15 protein-coding genes are annotated in these 16,575 nt (G+C 41.9%); 5 read left to right on the top strand and 10 right to left on the bottom strand.

What is annotated here, in order from left to right; all coding sequences use genetic code 11:
* Nucleotides 1-211 precede the first annotated feature (211 nt).
* The gene (locus tag ABUE20_RS10235; protein WP_408619809.1) at nt 212-553 is read right to left on the bottom strand and encodes a DMT family transporter; all 342 of its coding nucleotides are present in this window, start codon (nt 551-553) and stop codon (nt 212-214) included.
* A 247-nt stretch (nt 554-800) separates the two neighbouring features.
* Between ABUE20_RS10235 and ABUE20_RS10230 the strand changes: the two genes are divergently transcribed.
* From ABUE20_RS10230 to ABUE20_RS10215, 4 genes are all read left to right on the top strand, one after another.
* The gene (locus ABUE20_RS10230; RefSeq protein ID WP_408619808.1) at nt 801-2,057 is read left to right on the top strand and encodes an acyltransferase family protein; all 1,257 of its coding nucleotides are present in this window, start codon (nt 801-803) and stop codon (nt 2,055-2,057) included.
* 216 nt (nt 2,058-2,273) lie between these two features.
* Nucleotides 2,274-2,567, top strand: coding sequence for a DUF134 domain-containing protein (locus ABUE20_RS10225; protein ID WP_408619807.1), 294 nt, complete (start codon nt 2,274-2,276; stop codon nt 2,565-2,567).
* Nucleotides 2,568-2,672: 105 nt separating this feature from the next.
* Entirely contained in the window at nt 2,673-3,185 is a 513-nt protein-coding gene (locus tag ABUE20_RS10220; protein ID WP_408619806.1) for a NifB/NifX family molybdenum-iron cluster-binding protein, read from the top strand.
* A gap of 2 nt (nt 3,186-3,187) precedes the next feature.
* On the top strand, nt 3,188-3,622 hold the full coding sequence (locus ABUE20_RS10215; RefSeq protein ID WP_408619805.1) for a PaaI family thioesterase: 435 nt from the start codon (nt 3,188-3,190) through the stop codon (nt 3,620-3,622).
* Between the two features lie 49 nt (nt 3,623-3,671).
* Here the strand turns inward: ABUE20_RS10215 and ABUE20_RS10210 are convergent, their stop codons facing one another.
* The 5 genes from ABUE20_RS10210 to ABUE20_RS10190 all read right to left on the bottom strand — a co-directional run bounded on the left by ABUE20_RS10210 (nt 3,672) and on the right by ABUE20_RS10190 (nt 9,324).
* On the bottom strand, nt 3,672-4,991 hold the full coding sequence (locus ABUE20_RS10210; RefSeq protein ID WP_408619804.1) for an NTP/NDP exchange transporter: 1,320 nt from the start codon (nt 4,989-4,991) through the stop codon (nt 3,672-3,674).
* A gap of 53 nt (nt 4,992-5,044) precedes the next feature.
* Nucleotides 5,045-5,785 carry an NADPH-dependent F420 reductase gene (locus ABUE20_RS10205; protein WP_408619803.1) on the bottom strand — a complete coding sequence of 247 codons (741 nt, stop codon included), beginning with the start codon at nt 5,783-5,785 and terminating at the stop codon, nt 5,045-5,047.
* A 424-nt stretch (nt 5,786-6,209) separates the two neighbouring features.
* The gene (locus ABUE20_RS10200) at nt 6,210-6,806 is read right to left on the bottom strand and encodes a GNAT family N-acetyltransferase (RefSeq protein WP_408619802.1); all 597 of its coding nucleotides are present in this window, start codon (nt 6,804-6,806) and stop codon (nt 6,210-6,212) included.
* Between the two features lie 209 nt (nt 6,807-7,015).
* Nucleotides 7,016-8,419 carry an MFS transporter gene (locus tag ABUE20_RS10195; RefSeq protein ID WP_408619801.1) on the bottom strand — a complete coding sequence of 468 codons (1,404 nt, stop codon included), beginning with the start codon at nt 8,417-8,419 and terminating at the stop codon, nt 7,016-7,018.
* 107 nt (nt 8,420-8,526) lie between these two features.
* Nucleotides 8,527-9,324, bottom strand: a complete 798-nt coding sequence (locus tag ABUE20_RS10190) for an SDR family NAD(P)-dependent oxidoreductase (protein ID WP_408619800.1) — start codon at nt 9,322-9,324, stop codon at nt 8,527-8,529.
* A gap of 632 nt (nt 9,325-9,956) precedes the next feature.
* On the opposite strand from ABUE20_RS10190, the gene ABUE20_RS10185 reads away from it, so the two are divergent.
* The gene (locus ABUE20_RS10185) at nt 9,957-10,577 is read left to right on the top strand and encodes an HAD family hydrolase (RefSeq protein ID WP_408619799.1); all 621 of its coding nucleotides are present in this window, start codon (nt 9,957-9,959) and stop codon (nt 10,575-10,577) included.
* 170 nt (nt 10,578-10,747) lie between these two features.
* Here the strand turns inward: ABUE20_RS10185 and ABUE20_RS10180 are convergent, their stop codons facing one another.
* The 4 genes from ABUE20_RS10180 to cysS form a co-directional block, all read right to left on the bottom strand.
* The gene (locus tag ABUE20_RS10180) at nt 10,748-12,664 is read right to left on the bottom strand and encodes a methyl-accepting chemotaxis protein (RefSeq protein ID WP_408619798.1); all 1,917 of its coding nucleotides are present in this window, start codon (nt 12,662-12,664) and stop codon (nt 10,748-10,750) included.
* Nucleotides 12,665-12,992: 328 nt separating this feature from the next.
* On the bottom strand, nt 12,993-13,766 hold the full coding sequence (locus tag ABUE20_RS10175) for a hypothetical protein (RefSeq protein WP_408619797.1): 774 nt from the start codon (nt 13,764-13,766) through the stop codon (nt 12,993-12,995).
* 802 nt (nt 13,767-14,568) lie between these two features.
* Nucleotides 14,569-15,084, bottom strand: coding sequence for a GNAT family N-acetyltransferase (locus tag ABUE20_RS10170; protein ID WP_408619796.1), 516 nt, complete (start codon nt 15,082-15,084; stop codon nt 14,569-14,571).
* A 74-nt stretch (nt 15,085-15,158) separates the two neighbouring features.
* Nucleotides 15,159-16,547 carry a cysteine--tRNA ligase gene (gene cysS / locus ABUE20_RS10165; RefSeq protein ID WP_408619795.1) on the bottom strand — a complete coding sequence of 463 codons (1,389 nt, stop codon included), beginning with the start codon at nt 16,545-16,547 and terminating at the stop codon, nt 15,159-15,161.
* Between the last annotated feature and the right edge of the window lie 28 nt (nt 16,548-16,575).

The following is a 16,575-nucleotide window of genomic DNA, read 5'->3' as shown; positions in this document are numbered from 1 at the left end:
CTCTGATCGTGAAGCAAGAATTTAGTTCAAAAAAAGTCCCTCACATCATGTGAGGGACTTCTGTATAAAAGACAGGCCAAAGGCCGGTTAATAAGAGCGTTATAAAAGAGCAATAAAGTCAGGTTTTGTCCCAAGCATTAGAACAGACCATTATGACAATTTAATGACCTCTTTTTTAACTGCCGTCTTCATCTGGATCATAAAGCAATCATCAATGCACATTCATTCGAGAAAAACCATTCACAATCACTACCCCAATAATAATAAAGGCAATGCCTAAAATAGCTGCACTATCCGGGCGCTGTTTAAATACAAAAAAACCCATAAATCCAGTCAGAATAATACCCACGCCGCCCCATGTGGCATAGGCAATGGCCAACGGAATTATTTTTAGGGTCAGAGAAAATAAATAAAACGAGACGGCATAAAAAACAATAAAAGAAAGAGTTGGAACCAACCGCGTAAATCCCGCTGACTTACCTAAAAACGATGTACCAATCACTTCCGAGATAATCGCCATAAACAACATTAAATACGCCAGCCATGCAGACATACCCTCCTCCTTTTATCAGGTATTCATCATACGGGATATGATATATACCGACCGCTAACAATGTAAATATTTAAGCGATAATCAAGATATAGAAAATCCCCTACCTGAATACGATATGTATATAAAAACCTAGAAAAATAAGAAAAAGTACTGGACTCATCGAACAAAAATCGACTTATTATAGCCAGCATCACTGCAAATCTACGATACCAACATCAAAACACTTCATTGAGAGATAATAGCGAATATGGGCACTCAACGATTAGAAAAAGAGCGTTTCATAGGACTTGAATGGCTACGATTTTTATTAGGTTGTTATGTGATGATCTATCACACATCACATGTTTATCCCCAATTGAAAAAAGTATGGGGATTAAGTGAAATCACCAGTATGGGATTTTTTGCAACGAGTACGTTTTTTATTTTATCCGGATTTTTACTCACTCATGTTTATGTCCGCGGTTCAGAGCTAAAGGAGAAGGCTTCCGGATTCTGGAAAAAAAGGCTTTTTAATCTTTATCCCATCCATATCATGGCACTGTTAGCTTCATTTCTGGTGATCATGTTCATGAACTGGGTTGCTATCCCTCCCGAGGGAACAACAGCCAGTATGCGGTTCGTTATCTACGATACCCATGAAGTTTTGGGACAAACCCATCCCGAGTTATTCCGACACTATATGGATAACGGCCAGCTCGCCTTTAATTTATTGCTCCAATTTTTTATGTTACAGGCTTGGAACCCTTATTTTCTTACTTTTAATGCCCCCCTCTGGTCTCTATCTACACTCTGTTTTTTCTATTTCCTGTTCCCCTGGATCGCCCCTAAACTCGCCAATGTACGCCGCCCCCATATTTGGCTCATTGTCATTGGGGTGATTTACCTCATTCCACCACTACTTATAGTGATCACTCATCAATATGGCATGCCCTATACCGGACTGTTACAACGAGGGCCTATTTTTCGCCTTCCTGAATTCTTAGCGGGAATTGTCGGCTATGCGCTTTTTCGTCAAATACGCCTCAATGAAAAAACCTTCACCCCAACCAACATGCGCCTCATCGGTCTCGGGATTATAGGGGCGTTTTTTATTGCGACATTACTATTCACTCATGGAGAAGATTACTGGTATTTTATGCTGCACAACGGCTTACTATTACCGGCTCAAATTGCGCTCATCTATCTTTGTGCACAACTCAAAGCCCCCAGTTCTGAATGGATCCGGCACTGGTTGCCTAGACTCGGAGGAGCTTCTCTACCCATCTTCGCATTTCATGTTCCGTTATTTAGTCTCTGGCGAACGATAGAACAATTTTTACGTGGCGCTCCTCTAGCCTGTCTGAATGATCAACCTTATTGCATTGCCAAAGCAGCTCAGATTTCATTATCACTACCGGGATATGGACTCTATTTATTAAGTACTATTTTCTTTGCGCTCATCTTTCAGGAGCATTTTGTGGTCCCGGTTCGAACCTATCTACAACGTCGATTTATCCGCTCTTAACGGATGGGAATCAAAGCCTAATGGCCATTTCGTATCATCTACCTTTTTAAAATTAACAGGATAAATGCCCTGTGACCCACCGGGACATTTATGCCCCCCAGACTGTTATCTTTCCGAACATAAATCATTATAATGATAGATGAACCCAACAAACTATAGTGCTCTAAAGCGCTATAATTTGCCTATAATCTATAGAATAGCCGGAATGAGGATGATATGGGACGACCAAAATTGCCCCGAAATATCTGTGGACGACCCGCAAATAGTTGCTTTAAACCAAACGGGGTTCCAATGACCCAGTTAGCCGAACAAGTACTAGATGCTGATGAATTTGAAGCCATGCGCTTGGTTGATGGTCAGGGAATGCAGCAGCAACAAGCCGCATTAGCCATGAATGTCTCACGACAAACTTTAGCCAATCTTGTCAAATCGGCTCGTTTTAAAGTCACAGATTGCCTGCTCAACGGAAAGGTACTTTTGATATCTGAACATAACGATATCGAAAAATAATCCTCATCCCTAAATTTTTAATCAAATATCGGAATTTTTATTGGCATATGCTAAAAATGAGTTACTATATAGCATATGCTAACAATACAATCTAAGGGGAACCTTATGAAAATCGCTATTCCGATGCAACAAGATCTTGTCTCCAATCACTTCACTCGTGCTGATAAATTTGTAATTTTAGACCCATCGGGTCGCGCCCTTGCGGAGTTTGAAAATCCAGCACTGAGCCAAGGATGTTCAGGTAAACAGCTGATCTTGACCCAATGTCTTGCACTGGAAATCGATACACTGCTGATCCGTAACATTGGCCAAAATATGTTATCTCGCTTATTACGCCACGGACTGACAATCTGGCAGCTTCATCGTAACCAGTCACTTGAAACCATTCGTTCTCAGCTGGAAGATATCACGCAAATCGCAACCCAACTCACCGATGTGAGTCAGGGACGGCCTTCAATCAAAGCGATCCATCGCATGCCGTCAGATCACCAGCGTTGTTGTCAACATCAGGGCCAAGCTCATGGGCAAGGGCATTGCCATGAGCATGCTAAGTCTGATGCAGAATGTCACTCTAAAGGTCAGGGGCATCACTGCTGCCGCCATCAACATCAGGAATAACCATGTCTACCCACTCTTCATTTGAGACGCATCACGATCATTGTATTGCCTGTGGTCCGTCTCATTCAGTTCAATCACTTCACTTAGAATTTGACTGGATTGATCCATTAACCCTCCATAGCTGCTTTTATGTCGATGGATCCTATCAAGGATATGATCATCTATTACATGGTGGAGTTGCTAGTACACTACTGGACTCCGCGATGACTCATTTCCTGTTAGCTCATCATGTTGCAGCCATGACGGTAGATTTAAATATCCGCTACCATAAACCCGTTGTCATCGGACAGGTTGTTGATATTTATGCGAAACAAGATCAATGCCGCCATGGAATTTACTGGATGCAGAGTGGGATCTTTAGCCACGAGCATGCGCTGGTGACAGCAAAAGCTCGATTTAAAGTACCAGAGGCTTCCCGAAATATGGCCCACTCTTAGGGAGAGATTTTGCAGCTTCAATAAATAGATGTGAAGGAAAAAGCGTTTATTAATGATTCACTAAATGTTCGCCCTCACTGAGGTCTTCCGCTAGCTTTCGAGCTTGCTTACGTTGCTGCAAACCGAGCCAACTTCCAAGGCCTAACCAAATCACACTGATGGGGATAGCTACAATTGCGATACCCGACATAGAAAGACCCAGAGCAATTAACCCAGCATATGACCAACTGGCGATTTGATCACCGCCTCGATACACCACCGTATCAATAAAATTTTTACTCTTATAGCGATCTTCTCTGGAAACAACCGTAAATAACACTTCTCTAGAAGGTCGCGTCAGAGCGTAGTTACCCACCCGACGAGCAATCTGAACCACCAAGAAAACAGTAATCGATGGCATAAATGCCAATGAAGAAAAACCAATCAAACATACCAGCGGTAACGTGCATAGAACAGCTCCGATACCCAGCCAACGAATTACCCGCCCTGTTACAAACAGTTGAATCATCAGTGTTAAACTATTAACCCACAGATCAATTCTGGCAAAAAATTCAGTCCGTGCAGCTCTATCGCTAAAATAGTTTTGAGCAATATGCGCTTGCTCAAAATAGAGAAATGTGGCGGTCATCGTTTGTAACAAAATAAATCCAGAAATCGCCAACAGATAAGGCGAGCGGCATGTATCGACAATTCCCGCTAATAATTTTCCACCAATCGGCCGATTGTACTGCTGAACGGAGGGATGCCCCTCTGACTGACAAAGAGCTAACCGTCTGGCAGACTGCACCGCCACTTCCAACAGTAGAATTGATATAATCATTAACCCAGATTGACCAATATGCGCCACCAATAATGAGGTTAATCCGGCGCCAATAATTCCCCCCAAAGTGGCCCCTGCCGATAACGCACCAAAAATACGCTTTCCCTGTTCGCTACTAAAGGTATCGACCACCAGCGACCAAAAAACAGAGATCACAAACAGATTAAATACCGAAACCCAAATGAAAAAAATGCGACCAATCCAGACATGTTGTGCCGGTGTAGCCCATTGAATCGCCACAATGAATAACACCAAATTTAAAATAAAGAAGCGATAAACAATGGCGATAAACTGAGGTCGGGACCATTTTTTAACTAAAAAAGAAAAAATTGGATTCATGATCAGCATGGCCACTAAAGTACCTAAAAACAACCAAGGTAGATTGTAGACACCCCCCGCGGCCCCCAGCTCATCCCGAATCGGACGCAGGACATAGTAAGCTAGAAATAAGGCGATAATATACAGTGCCGACCATGCAACCAGAACTCCCTCACCGGGTTGGAATCCGATAAATCGACGAATAAAACTTACACTAGCATTCGCTTTCAATCGACTATCCCCATTTAATTTCGCCTACCCTATCGCAGTTAGATTTTCGACGACTAATCATCCGCTAAACCTAAAATCTCTCGTAATACAGGAGCTGTGGTATTCGCACGAAACCCAGGATTGCCTCGTTCAAACATATGTGCTTTTGACAGATCCCCAACAATCACCGGAGTACACCCAGCATCAATCACTAATTTTTTAGCGATAGCCATCGCTTGAGGATCATCACTCGCTAATGGAACGCCTAATTTATGACTATTTCGAAGCGATGATGCCTCAATAGCTGTTGCATCGACAGCACTAAAGGCCCGAACTAACCGTGCATATTTGAAATACTTAGCGGAAGTAACCGCAACGCCATGATCCACCGCGTCTTTAGACGCTTGATCCGGCCCATCATGCGCATTGGTTGCATCTAATATAATTTTACCTTTTAACTCCGGCTCGAAATCTCGGCTAATTTGTTCAATGGAGGAATAAGGCACCGCAATAAGAATAATATCCCCAAAAGCAGCGGCTTCTCGAGGGGTCCCAAGCGAAGCCTTCGCGCCCAACTGGGTAACCATTGATTGCAACTTATCCGGATGACGCGTTGAAAACATCACCTGATATCCAGACCGGATCCAAGCTTTACCCACGGTGCCCCCCAACCACCCCGCACCAATAATCCCTATTTTAGGTTTAGACTGAGATGACAACGACTCAGCACTCGTTACTGGGGAAGTAACAAATGATACACAACTCATCAAAAGTAATAAAATTAGCTTTATCTTGGCGAGATAATGTAATTTCATAGCATCCTTCCTTTTGGATATTTATCGTCCACTCTAATAAGTTCTCTTCCAATAGAATAGAGATAAATTATGAATAAAGTTATTCGTGAATTTAATAAATCAAAGAGATATCTGAGACGACCTTCTACTAGGGGCTGGTTGACCTTTTGTAATTGTTTTTGCAACCTTCGGGCTCATTTAAATCCATCCTGAACGGTGTTGTGCCCTGTTTGCTTAACTCATTAAGCGTCACAGACCGCACCTTGTTCAAAACAGGCTTGATTTGAACAAAATTTAACCACGAAAGGTCAACAGCCCCTGGCGACGTTTAGGTCGTCCCGATGTTAAAAGAAGATATGAAAAGCCCACGAACTAAAAATAATTATCCATTTGAGTGACCGAGCCGGCTCAACTCGTCACTCAATGAACAAAACTCGAGCAGTATTTAAATCGAAACATATTCTCGGGATAATTTTTCATACAACGCTTTCGAGGTAATACAATAAACGACCTCATTCAGAGTTGTTCCATGACCAGACAATGTTTGCCTTTCAGAAGTGATATCCCCTCCCAGACTTGCAGCCACCGAGCAGCCTTTGATATTTTGTTTATCAACAGGGAATAATAGCGTATCAAATTTTAAATTCTTCAACGCCCATTGGGCTAACATCCACGCGGTTTCCTGCCCATAACGATGCCCGTGTGCAGATTTTTTAAGCCATAAGGATAACTCCAGCGTTTGGGCTGACTGATGGGCAGACAATCGACAACATCCTAAAAACTCTGAACGATAATTCGTGATCACACAGACTAATTCATGTTTTCTTAACATACTATTGCGCGATGTTTGAATGAAATCCTTCGTCTGACCAATGTGATCGGCAGACTTTTCAACCATAAATGTTGCGATATCCGGAGTCAGTGATTCAAACACCGATCGATCATCGCTGGCCGTAATTGATCGCAGGACTAAACGAGGGCCGGATATTTCAACATTAACTAAATCAATTTCATCGCCAGAAAATTCAAATTGCGCTTCCACTTTTTGCTCCTCAAGAGAGATATTGACACGAAGGACTGTTAACTTTGGGTCATGACATGACTTACGATTTAACCCAATTTAACCCCAAACAGCCAACGGTCTTTCATCAATAAACCATCCCTCTGATGCTATAATTTATATTCTATAAAGATATACCAGTTATATCACTGCACTAGTATTCGAACAATTAGCTTTCACTATGAACCGTATTACAAATGCACGGAATGGTACTTTTCCAATACGGATAAACCCGCGTTAGAAGATAGAAACAGACTATCACTCACACCTAGTAGTGCAATGATCGCCATCATTGCTAAAGCACACTGAAAATTAACTATTTGCAATTTTCCTCCGATTACCGGGAAAAACAAAGCGGATAGTGCCAATGATAACGCCCCCAAAGCGATCCCGGTTCCGATATTCATCTGTAGCACCGTTGATTGCAACGTCGTGGCATCACGCATCATTGCCGCTGGAATATCAGCAAAACTAATCGTATTAATGGCCGTGAATTGGATAGACCGATTCATCCCGCTGACAAACAACACCAGCATAATGAACCATTGTGGAGTTAAGGGGGAAAACAGGCTCATGATCGCAAACCCCAAAGCCACTAAAATGCCATTTCCTATCAACAATCGCTTAAATCCAACTCGGTTCATAATGGCAGTGGTGGCAGGTTTAATCATTAAATTACCGGCAAACAGCCATAACAATAGTGCCCCAGCTTTTACGGCACTAAACCCGAATCCAATCTCAAACATCAATGGTAATAGAAAGGGAATCGATGCAATAGCAATCCGAAAAAGCGATCCCCCAACAATCGATACCCGAAAGGTCGGGATGGTTAAAGGCTTTAAATTAAATAATGGTTCTTTACAATGCTTAAAATGCCTGCTCGTCAGGGCCAATAACGCAATCCCACTTATCACGAAACTGAAAGCCCCCGATCTCGGCGTATCGTTGCGACTCATGGCTTCAATGCCCACCATAAAGAAGCCGAATCCTAATCCGCTCAGTAGGAATCCCAAAAAATCAAAATGCGACATGGGTATGTAGTGATTCGAGAGCAGGTTCAAACTAGCAATCAGAGCGAGCAATCCTAGTGGAACATTTAGCAAAAATATCCAACTCCATCCCCAATGGACGGTAATCCAGCCCCCCACTACCGGCCCTACAATAGGTGCAATCAAAGCAGGCCAAGTTAAAATTGCAATCGCTCGCACCATATTTTGTTTTGGCGTATGACGCAAAATGACCATCCGTCCGACGGGGACCATCATCGCCCCTCCCGTCCCTTGGAGTAATCGAGCGATACTGAACGTCAATAGATTCGAACTCAAGGCGCACAATATCGATGCACCACAAAAAATCCCGATCGCCCATGAGAAAATCCGCCGAGCACCATAACGATCCGCTAACCAACCACTCATCGGAATAAACACCGTTAAAGCCACTAGATAAATAGCAACCCCAACCGATAAATATTCAGGTAACGTATGAAAGTCTTCCGCAATCGCGGGCAATGCGGTTGAAATAACCGTAGCATCCAGATTTTCCATAAACATGGTCCCGGCCACTAACAACGTAGCGGCCGTTTGACGGTTAATCATTTTTTACGTCACTCATGAAGATTACAAGAAACACTCACAAATCATTCACGGCCTCATCTATCTATTCTTCTCAAATGTTCCGGCATAAACATCCAAACAACGAGGCATTAAACAATATCATCCACGACACCCCCATCAACACGCAAGGCTGCACCACTGGTTGCCGATGCAAGTGGCGAACAAACATACACCACCATATTGGCTACCTCCTCAACCGAAGCCGGCCGCTGAATCACTGAGCTTGGTCGTTGCGCCATCACAAACGCTTTGCCTAATTGCTCATACGTCTGTCCAGTTTCTTTGGCCTGTTGTTCAAACATCGCTTTAAATCCATCGGAAATCGTAGGGCCCGGTAAGACACTATTCACGGTCACCCCCGTTCCGGCCAAGCGTTTAGCAAGCCCCCGAGACAGTGATAATTGAGCTGTTTTAGTCACACCATAATGGATCATATCCGATGGGATATTTAGGGCCGACTCCGAGGAGATAAAAACAACCCGTCCCCAACCGGCCTCGACCATTGCCGGAGTCAATGCTCTGGATAACCGAATACCAGACATCACATTGGTTTGCCAGTATTGCTCCCAGATCGCATCCTCAGTTGCATAAAAATCTAGCGGGCCATAAATGCCGGCATTATTAACCAAAATATCGACCGGCGTCTCAATCTGCTCTAATAACCGATTGACACCATTTGCATCCGATAAATCCGCAACAATCCCTTTAACCCCACCATCAGGATATTGGGTCCGCAATGAGGCCAATGCACGAGCTACCGATGAGTCACTGCGACCATTGATGAGAACTTCAGCACCACAATCTAATAATCCCTGTGCAATCGCGTACCCAATACCACCTGTTGAAGCGGTAACCAACGCCGTTTTACCTTGCATATCTATTTTCATTGTTACTCTCCCAGAGATGTTAAGAACATGATATTGATCAGTGAAGTCAATATTATAAGAACAATCGGAAATGGGTTAAATGTTGATAATGGCTATTTATTTGTAACCTATAAAAAAATGCACATCTTTATACAGCCCGCATTGCGCGGTTTATCCCACGGTATCTAAATAAAATGGTCAACGAATGACGTTTCAGATGATCCAGAGTATCTTAGTAGTTTATAGGTGAAATTTTAGATCACGATGACGAAGCAACGACAATCAATCATTGGCACTTTCGGGTTGTCTTCTAAGGAATATGGCTCTTTTATTGTCGAATTTTTTATTCAGATGAAACGCGTTTAAAACATAACGCAACTGATGGCAATTCATTAGTGAAGCAAACGTTGCGATGAGTTTTAATGCTCCCAGAGACCCAATAATCACGAAAGATTGCCAGCCTCCTGATCATTGAATTTCACAGGGATGAGTCATCAAAATATGTCCCCAATACAGCAATAACAAACCCTAAATTTACAATATAAGGCAGAGAACTACATGAATAAGTCGAATACAATATTGATTGCTTCATTCAATCACACTCCGTCTTATCTAGTGATATTTCATTTAAAACAGTAGGTCTAGGAGCCGCTATGTCTCAAGCTACAACGATTAAAAATGTAATCTTTGATATCGGAAATGTTATGGTTCGATGGTCCCCTGAAGAAATTGCTCGACTAACATTCCCAGAACACCCTGATCCGCTCATGCTACGACAAGATTTATTCCGAACTGATTTCTGGAGAGCGCTCAATCTTGGAGAAACAACCGAGGAAGAAGTAAAGCAGCTCTATCAGGAACGGTCTCATTTAAAGGCAGAAGATGCTGAACGTTTATTCTATTATGTCCGCGAATCACTGATCCCGTTGTATGGCTCCAAAGCATTACTGCAACAAATTAAAGATGCGGGATATGGCGTCTATGCATTAACTGACAATGTGCATGAAATCGTAGCTTACCTAAAAAACAAATATGATTTTTGGCCATTATTTAATGGCGCAATCGTTTCCGCCGAAGTGGGATATATGAAACCTTCACAAGAAATTTATCATGAATTATTTAACCAATATCAGTTAGAACCCAGTGAATGTATTTTCTTAGATGATATGCCGCATAATGTTGCCGGAGCTGAAGCCGTTGGCATGAAAGCCATTCAATTTTATTCAGCTGAACAAGCTGAGAGAGCGTTAAGAACCTATGGGCTAACTTTTTAACGATGCAGATGAATGAATAGAACAACTACAACGTGATAATTTTATTGGATATACACGAACAATAAATGCTGCGTCCTATGATGAACATTAACATTTCATAAAGGACGCAGAATGCCAAATCGTATCACTCAATGCACAATCAAATATTCAATGATACGAAAAATAAAATTTTATAACTCAAAGTGACCGACTAAAGCATTAAGACGATTAGAAAGCTCATGCAATTGCTGACTCGCCTGTGCTAATTCATCGGCAGTTTGCGTCGTCTCATCATTAATATCGTTCATTCCCTCAATGTTTTCATTGATATTTAAAACAGTCGTTGCTTGCTCTTCGGTTGCGGTAGCAACTTGACGGTTACGGTCACTAATTCCCTGAATATGTTCATATATCTCGCTTAATACCGCAACAGCCTGATCCGATGCATCAACACCGTCCTGAGTCACTTGTTGCCCTTCCTGCATCGCCTGAACCGCTTGCTGACTATCACGTTGCAAAACTTCAATCATCGATTGAATTTGACCCGCTGAATCAGCCGTGCGTTGGGCTAAATTCCGAACTTCTTCAGCCACCACCGCAAACCCACGCCCATGTTCACCGGCTCGAGCGGCTTCAATCGCTGCATTAAGCGCCAATAAATTGGTCTGATCGGAAACATTTTGAATCACATCCAGAATCGAACCAATATCATCGGTCCGAGAAGCAAGCCGTTGAACCTGTTCGCTCGCTTTGCTGATATTTTGGGCCAGATTATGGATCACATCTTTAGCCTGATTAACCACCTTCCGACCTTCTTCAGTATTCACCGACGCCTGATCAGCACTATCGGATGCGGTCGACGCACTGGATGCAATTTCACTAATCGTGGCCCCCATCTGATTCATTGCCGCTACAATTTGCAATGATTGATCATGCTGATGCTGGCTATTACTATGCGTTATAGCCGCCTTTTTAGAAACTTTCTCTGCTTCAGTCTGCAACTGTACTGCTGTCGATGCCACCTCGTGCATCGACTGATGGATCTGTCCTACAAAATCATTAAAGCCTTGGCTTAATTGCGCTATCTCATCCGTTCCATCAAGAGTTAAACGCTGGGACAAATCGCCCCCGCCATGCCCCAACTCACTAAAGCGAGCGGCAATCATTTTAATCGGACGGGTCACGCCATTCGCCAACCAAAAACCAAACAAAATGAAAATAATGGCCACGATCACAATGGTCAAAAGAATTTGCATATCCATATGATGGATATCGGCAAATACTTCCCCAACCGGAACCTGAGCAACGACAAACCAATTCATGGAAGGAATATAGCGCGTGGCCACAAAAACCGACTGCCCCTGGTACTGGGTTTTGATTAAATTAAAGTCCGACTTTTGTAATAACGTTGCGGTCTCATCGCCATAAAGATCATTCAAATTCTGATTCACCAGCGATTGATTACGATTGAGCTGGATTTTGCCATCGGTATCAGCCAGAAAAACATAACCAGACTTCTCGATCTGGAATCCATTCAACAGATTAACCATTGAATTGACCGATTTAGCCATACTCGCCACTAATAAACCGTTGGGCTTGCGATAATCGATAAACATCATCATATCGCCGTTATCAGCTTGAGACATGCTGACATTAGTTTCCTGATTCGACTCAACAAAACTAAAATACCAACTATCACGAGGTTGGTTTAACTGACGCATGAAACCATTTTGATCCCAAGAGCGACGAGACTCCGTATTAACCAGACTGACATCGGATAAATCATATTGCTGTAATAACTGATTAAACTCTGAAATCAGCCGTGGTTCATCCTGAGGTAAAATATTGCCATTCTGAAAACTATCCTGAATAAATTTATTATTCGCAAGCTGCTCACTTGCTTTTAATAAAGTGCCCGTCTCATGACTCACTCTGAGTGATATATTACTTAGCGTACTTGGTAATTCAATATCAATTAGACGATGCTGTACCAGCGTTTTGCTAGCATATTGAATAACTCCCCCGACAATCACTGTTGGTAAAATAACCGCCAATATAATTACCAATAGAAATTTATTACGAATACTAATTCTCCGTAATGTGTTCATAACGTCCAAAATTCCTCTAGAATAACGACTTTCATATTCATATGATTCAATCTACAGCCAAGCTGTTAATGATAAACATTATAATGATTAAAAGATAGTCATTGTTTCTAAAATATTGCATATTTGTTGATGGAAGATTCACCGTCGATTCGGTTTTATCCAACCTCAATACAACTATCTTAAATAAACTGGATAACATATCTCTTGTTAAACGAGATAAATAAAACCATGATCAACTCAATAGCTAACACAACTCATTTACATCCATTATTTAGATATAGAATACCTATTCTTTCCATAATATTTATTAATCGATTTAACAATAAAACTATAAATGATTGATGCCAAATTCACTCGTATTCAATATTTCTTTTTTTATTAAATGCTCTTCAATCACTTGCCAAGCATTATCGCTATCTTTTGTTAAAGTCACCCAATACTTCAATGTCGGATAGACTACTGGATCATGGCGATCATATCGATAGCCACTGAGAATCAACTGATTGTTGTCATAAGCAATCACATCATCAATAAAACACAACCCAGGATGAAAATGCAGTTCGGCCTGCTGCACATAAAATCGGCCTTCTGAATTTTTAATCACTTCACAAATAGCCGGTTCCCAACACCCCCGGTAACCGATATCACCTTCCCATATCACCAAATAACGCATTTGATCCGCTGTTGCAACCACGTTAAAAGCCAAAGCAGCACCAAGTGATAACGCATACGCAGCCGCGACCTCTAACACCTGCCGAGCAACCTTGGATCGCTCCTCATTCAGAATTAACTGATAGTCATTAATAAATCCAGTTAACGAGCTCGGGAGCTTAATCTTATCCTTAATCTTATGGTACTCATCCGTTCCTTCAAGAAATTGCAAATAGTCATCCAACGCCTGATTTTTGAGCTCACTCACCGTTAAGCGACTCAACTGTTTTTTTACTTTTTCCTGAAAGCGCAAAATCTCGTCTTCTTCGACGTCATAATCGCTATTGTCGATCATATAGCGACTAGCAAATTTATTAATACTCCATCCAAGACTTAACAATATCCCTTTGATTTTTCGTTGCTTATTATGTATTGCAAGTTTATCGATCATGTCCCCGAATGTCCCCAAACAAGGTGCTACTTTGAGCCCTGTTCAGTTTACTATACACTCAACAAAGGAGAGTTTAAGATGGCTAAAAATAAAGCACAAGCACCTGCAGGCAATCAGAACAAACCCGCTAAAGCTGCTGGCAAAGCTAAAAACAGTGAAGCTAAAAAATAATCGATTATTTTAATTGATCTCATGCGGACTAGTCGTATTACTAGTCCGCTTTTTATAACACGCACCCCATTGACCCCAAACGATTATTTTTAACTAGAATATCAGCTAGATTGCGATTCTTCATACCCTCTTCAACCTATAACACCACAACCTCGGTTGCCACTACACGACATACACATAGTCGCTTTCAATGAGGATAGATAAATTACTTAATTTATGAGCTATAATTATTATATTTAATAAGGAATTATCGTACTGTTATATTGCATTATTAGCTCAATATTTTAGGGATTATGCTTAAAATAACCATGCAAAAAATAATGTTATTGTCAGTTCTCTAGCATTCATATTTAAACTACTCTAATTTCTACATGTAACATTCATAACTATTTTTAGACAATATTTCTCTTATTTTAATATTGACTTATTAATTATGTGGGAAATAAATTTATTAGTATGCCCTTAAAGTATAAATACCTCTCTATCACATAAAGATATCTATATAAAACCGCTAAATAAGCTCAACTTTTTATGTGCACCATTCTCAATATTTTTCTATTTATAAAGTCAACTAATTTATAAACCAATTTTTTTAAATCATTTCGACTATAAAATAGGAATCACATCTAAATCATACAAGCTCTATCCAATAACGTGCTATTTTCCGTTTTAAAATCGGCCCCATAATAATCGAGTCCAAAATACCGCCATTAGCTTCGATCACTCGCCGAGAAGCTATATTAGATTCATCCGCAGTGATCAATAACCGAAAAATCCCCAACTCCACAGCTTTAGCAAAACTTAAACAAAGCATTGCTTTCGCATATCCACGCCGACGAAAACTCGGGGCAATATCATACCCGATATGCCCAAGCTCAGTGGCTAAAAAAGGATCTCGAAGGGAATGCCGAAGCCTTAATGTTCCAACAATTTGAGTATCGACTACAGCCCAAAAATGAGAACAAGCGGTCTGAAAAGACGGAAGATCCTCACTGCGGGAGTTGTGAAGTAACTGAGCCACATAATGATTAAAATCAGACATCGCCTGTAAATAATCACCACCTTGAAGCACATCATGTTCCAAATAATCCTGACAAAAAGCATTAAATTCAGCTTTAAGTGAATAACTCGGATAAATCAGTTCCACAACATTCCCCTGATCCAAGGAAGATAGGGCATCACGGAGTAAGGCGGATAGAAGCCCTACTCAGCTACAAAAAATCAAGCTTTACGCCAAGTCGTCCCTTGAGGGCCATCTTCCAATACAATCCCCATTGCGGTCAGCGCATCACGCGCTTCATCCGCTTTCGCCCAATCTTTGGCAGCACGCGCATCCTGACGTTGCTGAATCAGTGCCTCGATTTGAGCCACTTCTTGATCGTCATCTTGCGCCTCACCCTGCAAAAATAGCTCAGGATCATCCTGACATAATCCCAAAACACTCCCCAGCTCAACCAGTAATCCTGCATATTGGCTGGCTTGATCTGCATCCGTATCTTTCACCCGATTCAGAGCTTTTGCCAATTCAAATAATACCGGCAGTGCCTCCGGTGTATTAAAGTCATCATCCATCGCAGTCATAAACTGGTCACGATAAGATTCGGCTAAAATATCATTCGGCGTACTGGCCGTCACACCACGCAGCGCAGTATAAAGACGTTCCATCGCGCTTCGCGCCTGTTTCAGGTTATCTTCTGAATAATTAAGTTGACTACGATAATGACCCGAGATCAGAAAATAACGTACGCTCTGGCCGTCATATTCTTTAAGCACATCGCGAATAGTAAAGAAATTGCCCAAGGATTTAGACATTTTTACTTTGTCTACCTGCACCATGCCGCTATGCATCCAATAATTCACATACTTGGTGTGGTGCGCGCAGCAACTTTGAGCGATCTCATTTTCATGATGCGGAAAAGCCAAGTCAGAGCCACCGCCATGAATATCAAAAACATCGCCAAGATGTTTCATATTCATCGCAGAACATTCAATATGCCAGCCCGGACGGCCTTCGCCCCAAGGAGAAGCCCAGCAAGGTTCCCCCGGTTTCGCACTTTTCCAGAGCACAAAGTCTAGCGGATTGCGTTTGTTTTCATTAATATCAACTCGTGCCCCCGCTTGTAGCATTTCCAGATTTTGCTGACTTAACTGACCATATTCAGGGAAGCTGTCGACCGCGAACATCACATCGCCATTATCGCCCACATAGGCATTCCCATTGGCAATCAGTTTCTCAACAATCGCAATGACGTCATCCATATGCGTGGTTACAGTCGGTTCGATATCAGGGCGACCGATGCCTAGTGCTGCAAAATCTTCGTGCATCGCATCGACAAACCGATTCACTAAATTTTCGCAAGACTCATTATTTTCGTGAGCACGATTGATAATCTTATCGTCAACATCCGTGATATTACGTACAAATTTGAGTTCATAACCACGCCAACGCAGATAGCGCGCAATGGTATCAAAGGCTGCAAAAGTCCGGCCGTGACCAATATGACAGTAATCGTAGACCGTGACCCCGCATACATACATCCCGATTTTACCGGGATGTATGGGCTTAAATTCTTCTTTTTGACGGGTCAACGTATTATAGATCTTTAACATTCGGCCGAACTTCCTATCCTGTATTGTC

The sequence above is a fragment of the Celerinatantimonas marina genome (assembly GCF_046054165.1).
GTDB lineage: Bacteria > Pseudomonadota > Gammaproteobacteria > Enterobacterales > Celerinatantimonadaceae > Celerinatantimonas.
The sequence above is the reverse complement of the archived record's forward strand: the minus strand, read 5'-3'. Positions and strand labels throughout refer to the sequence as shown.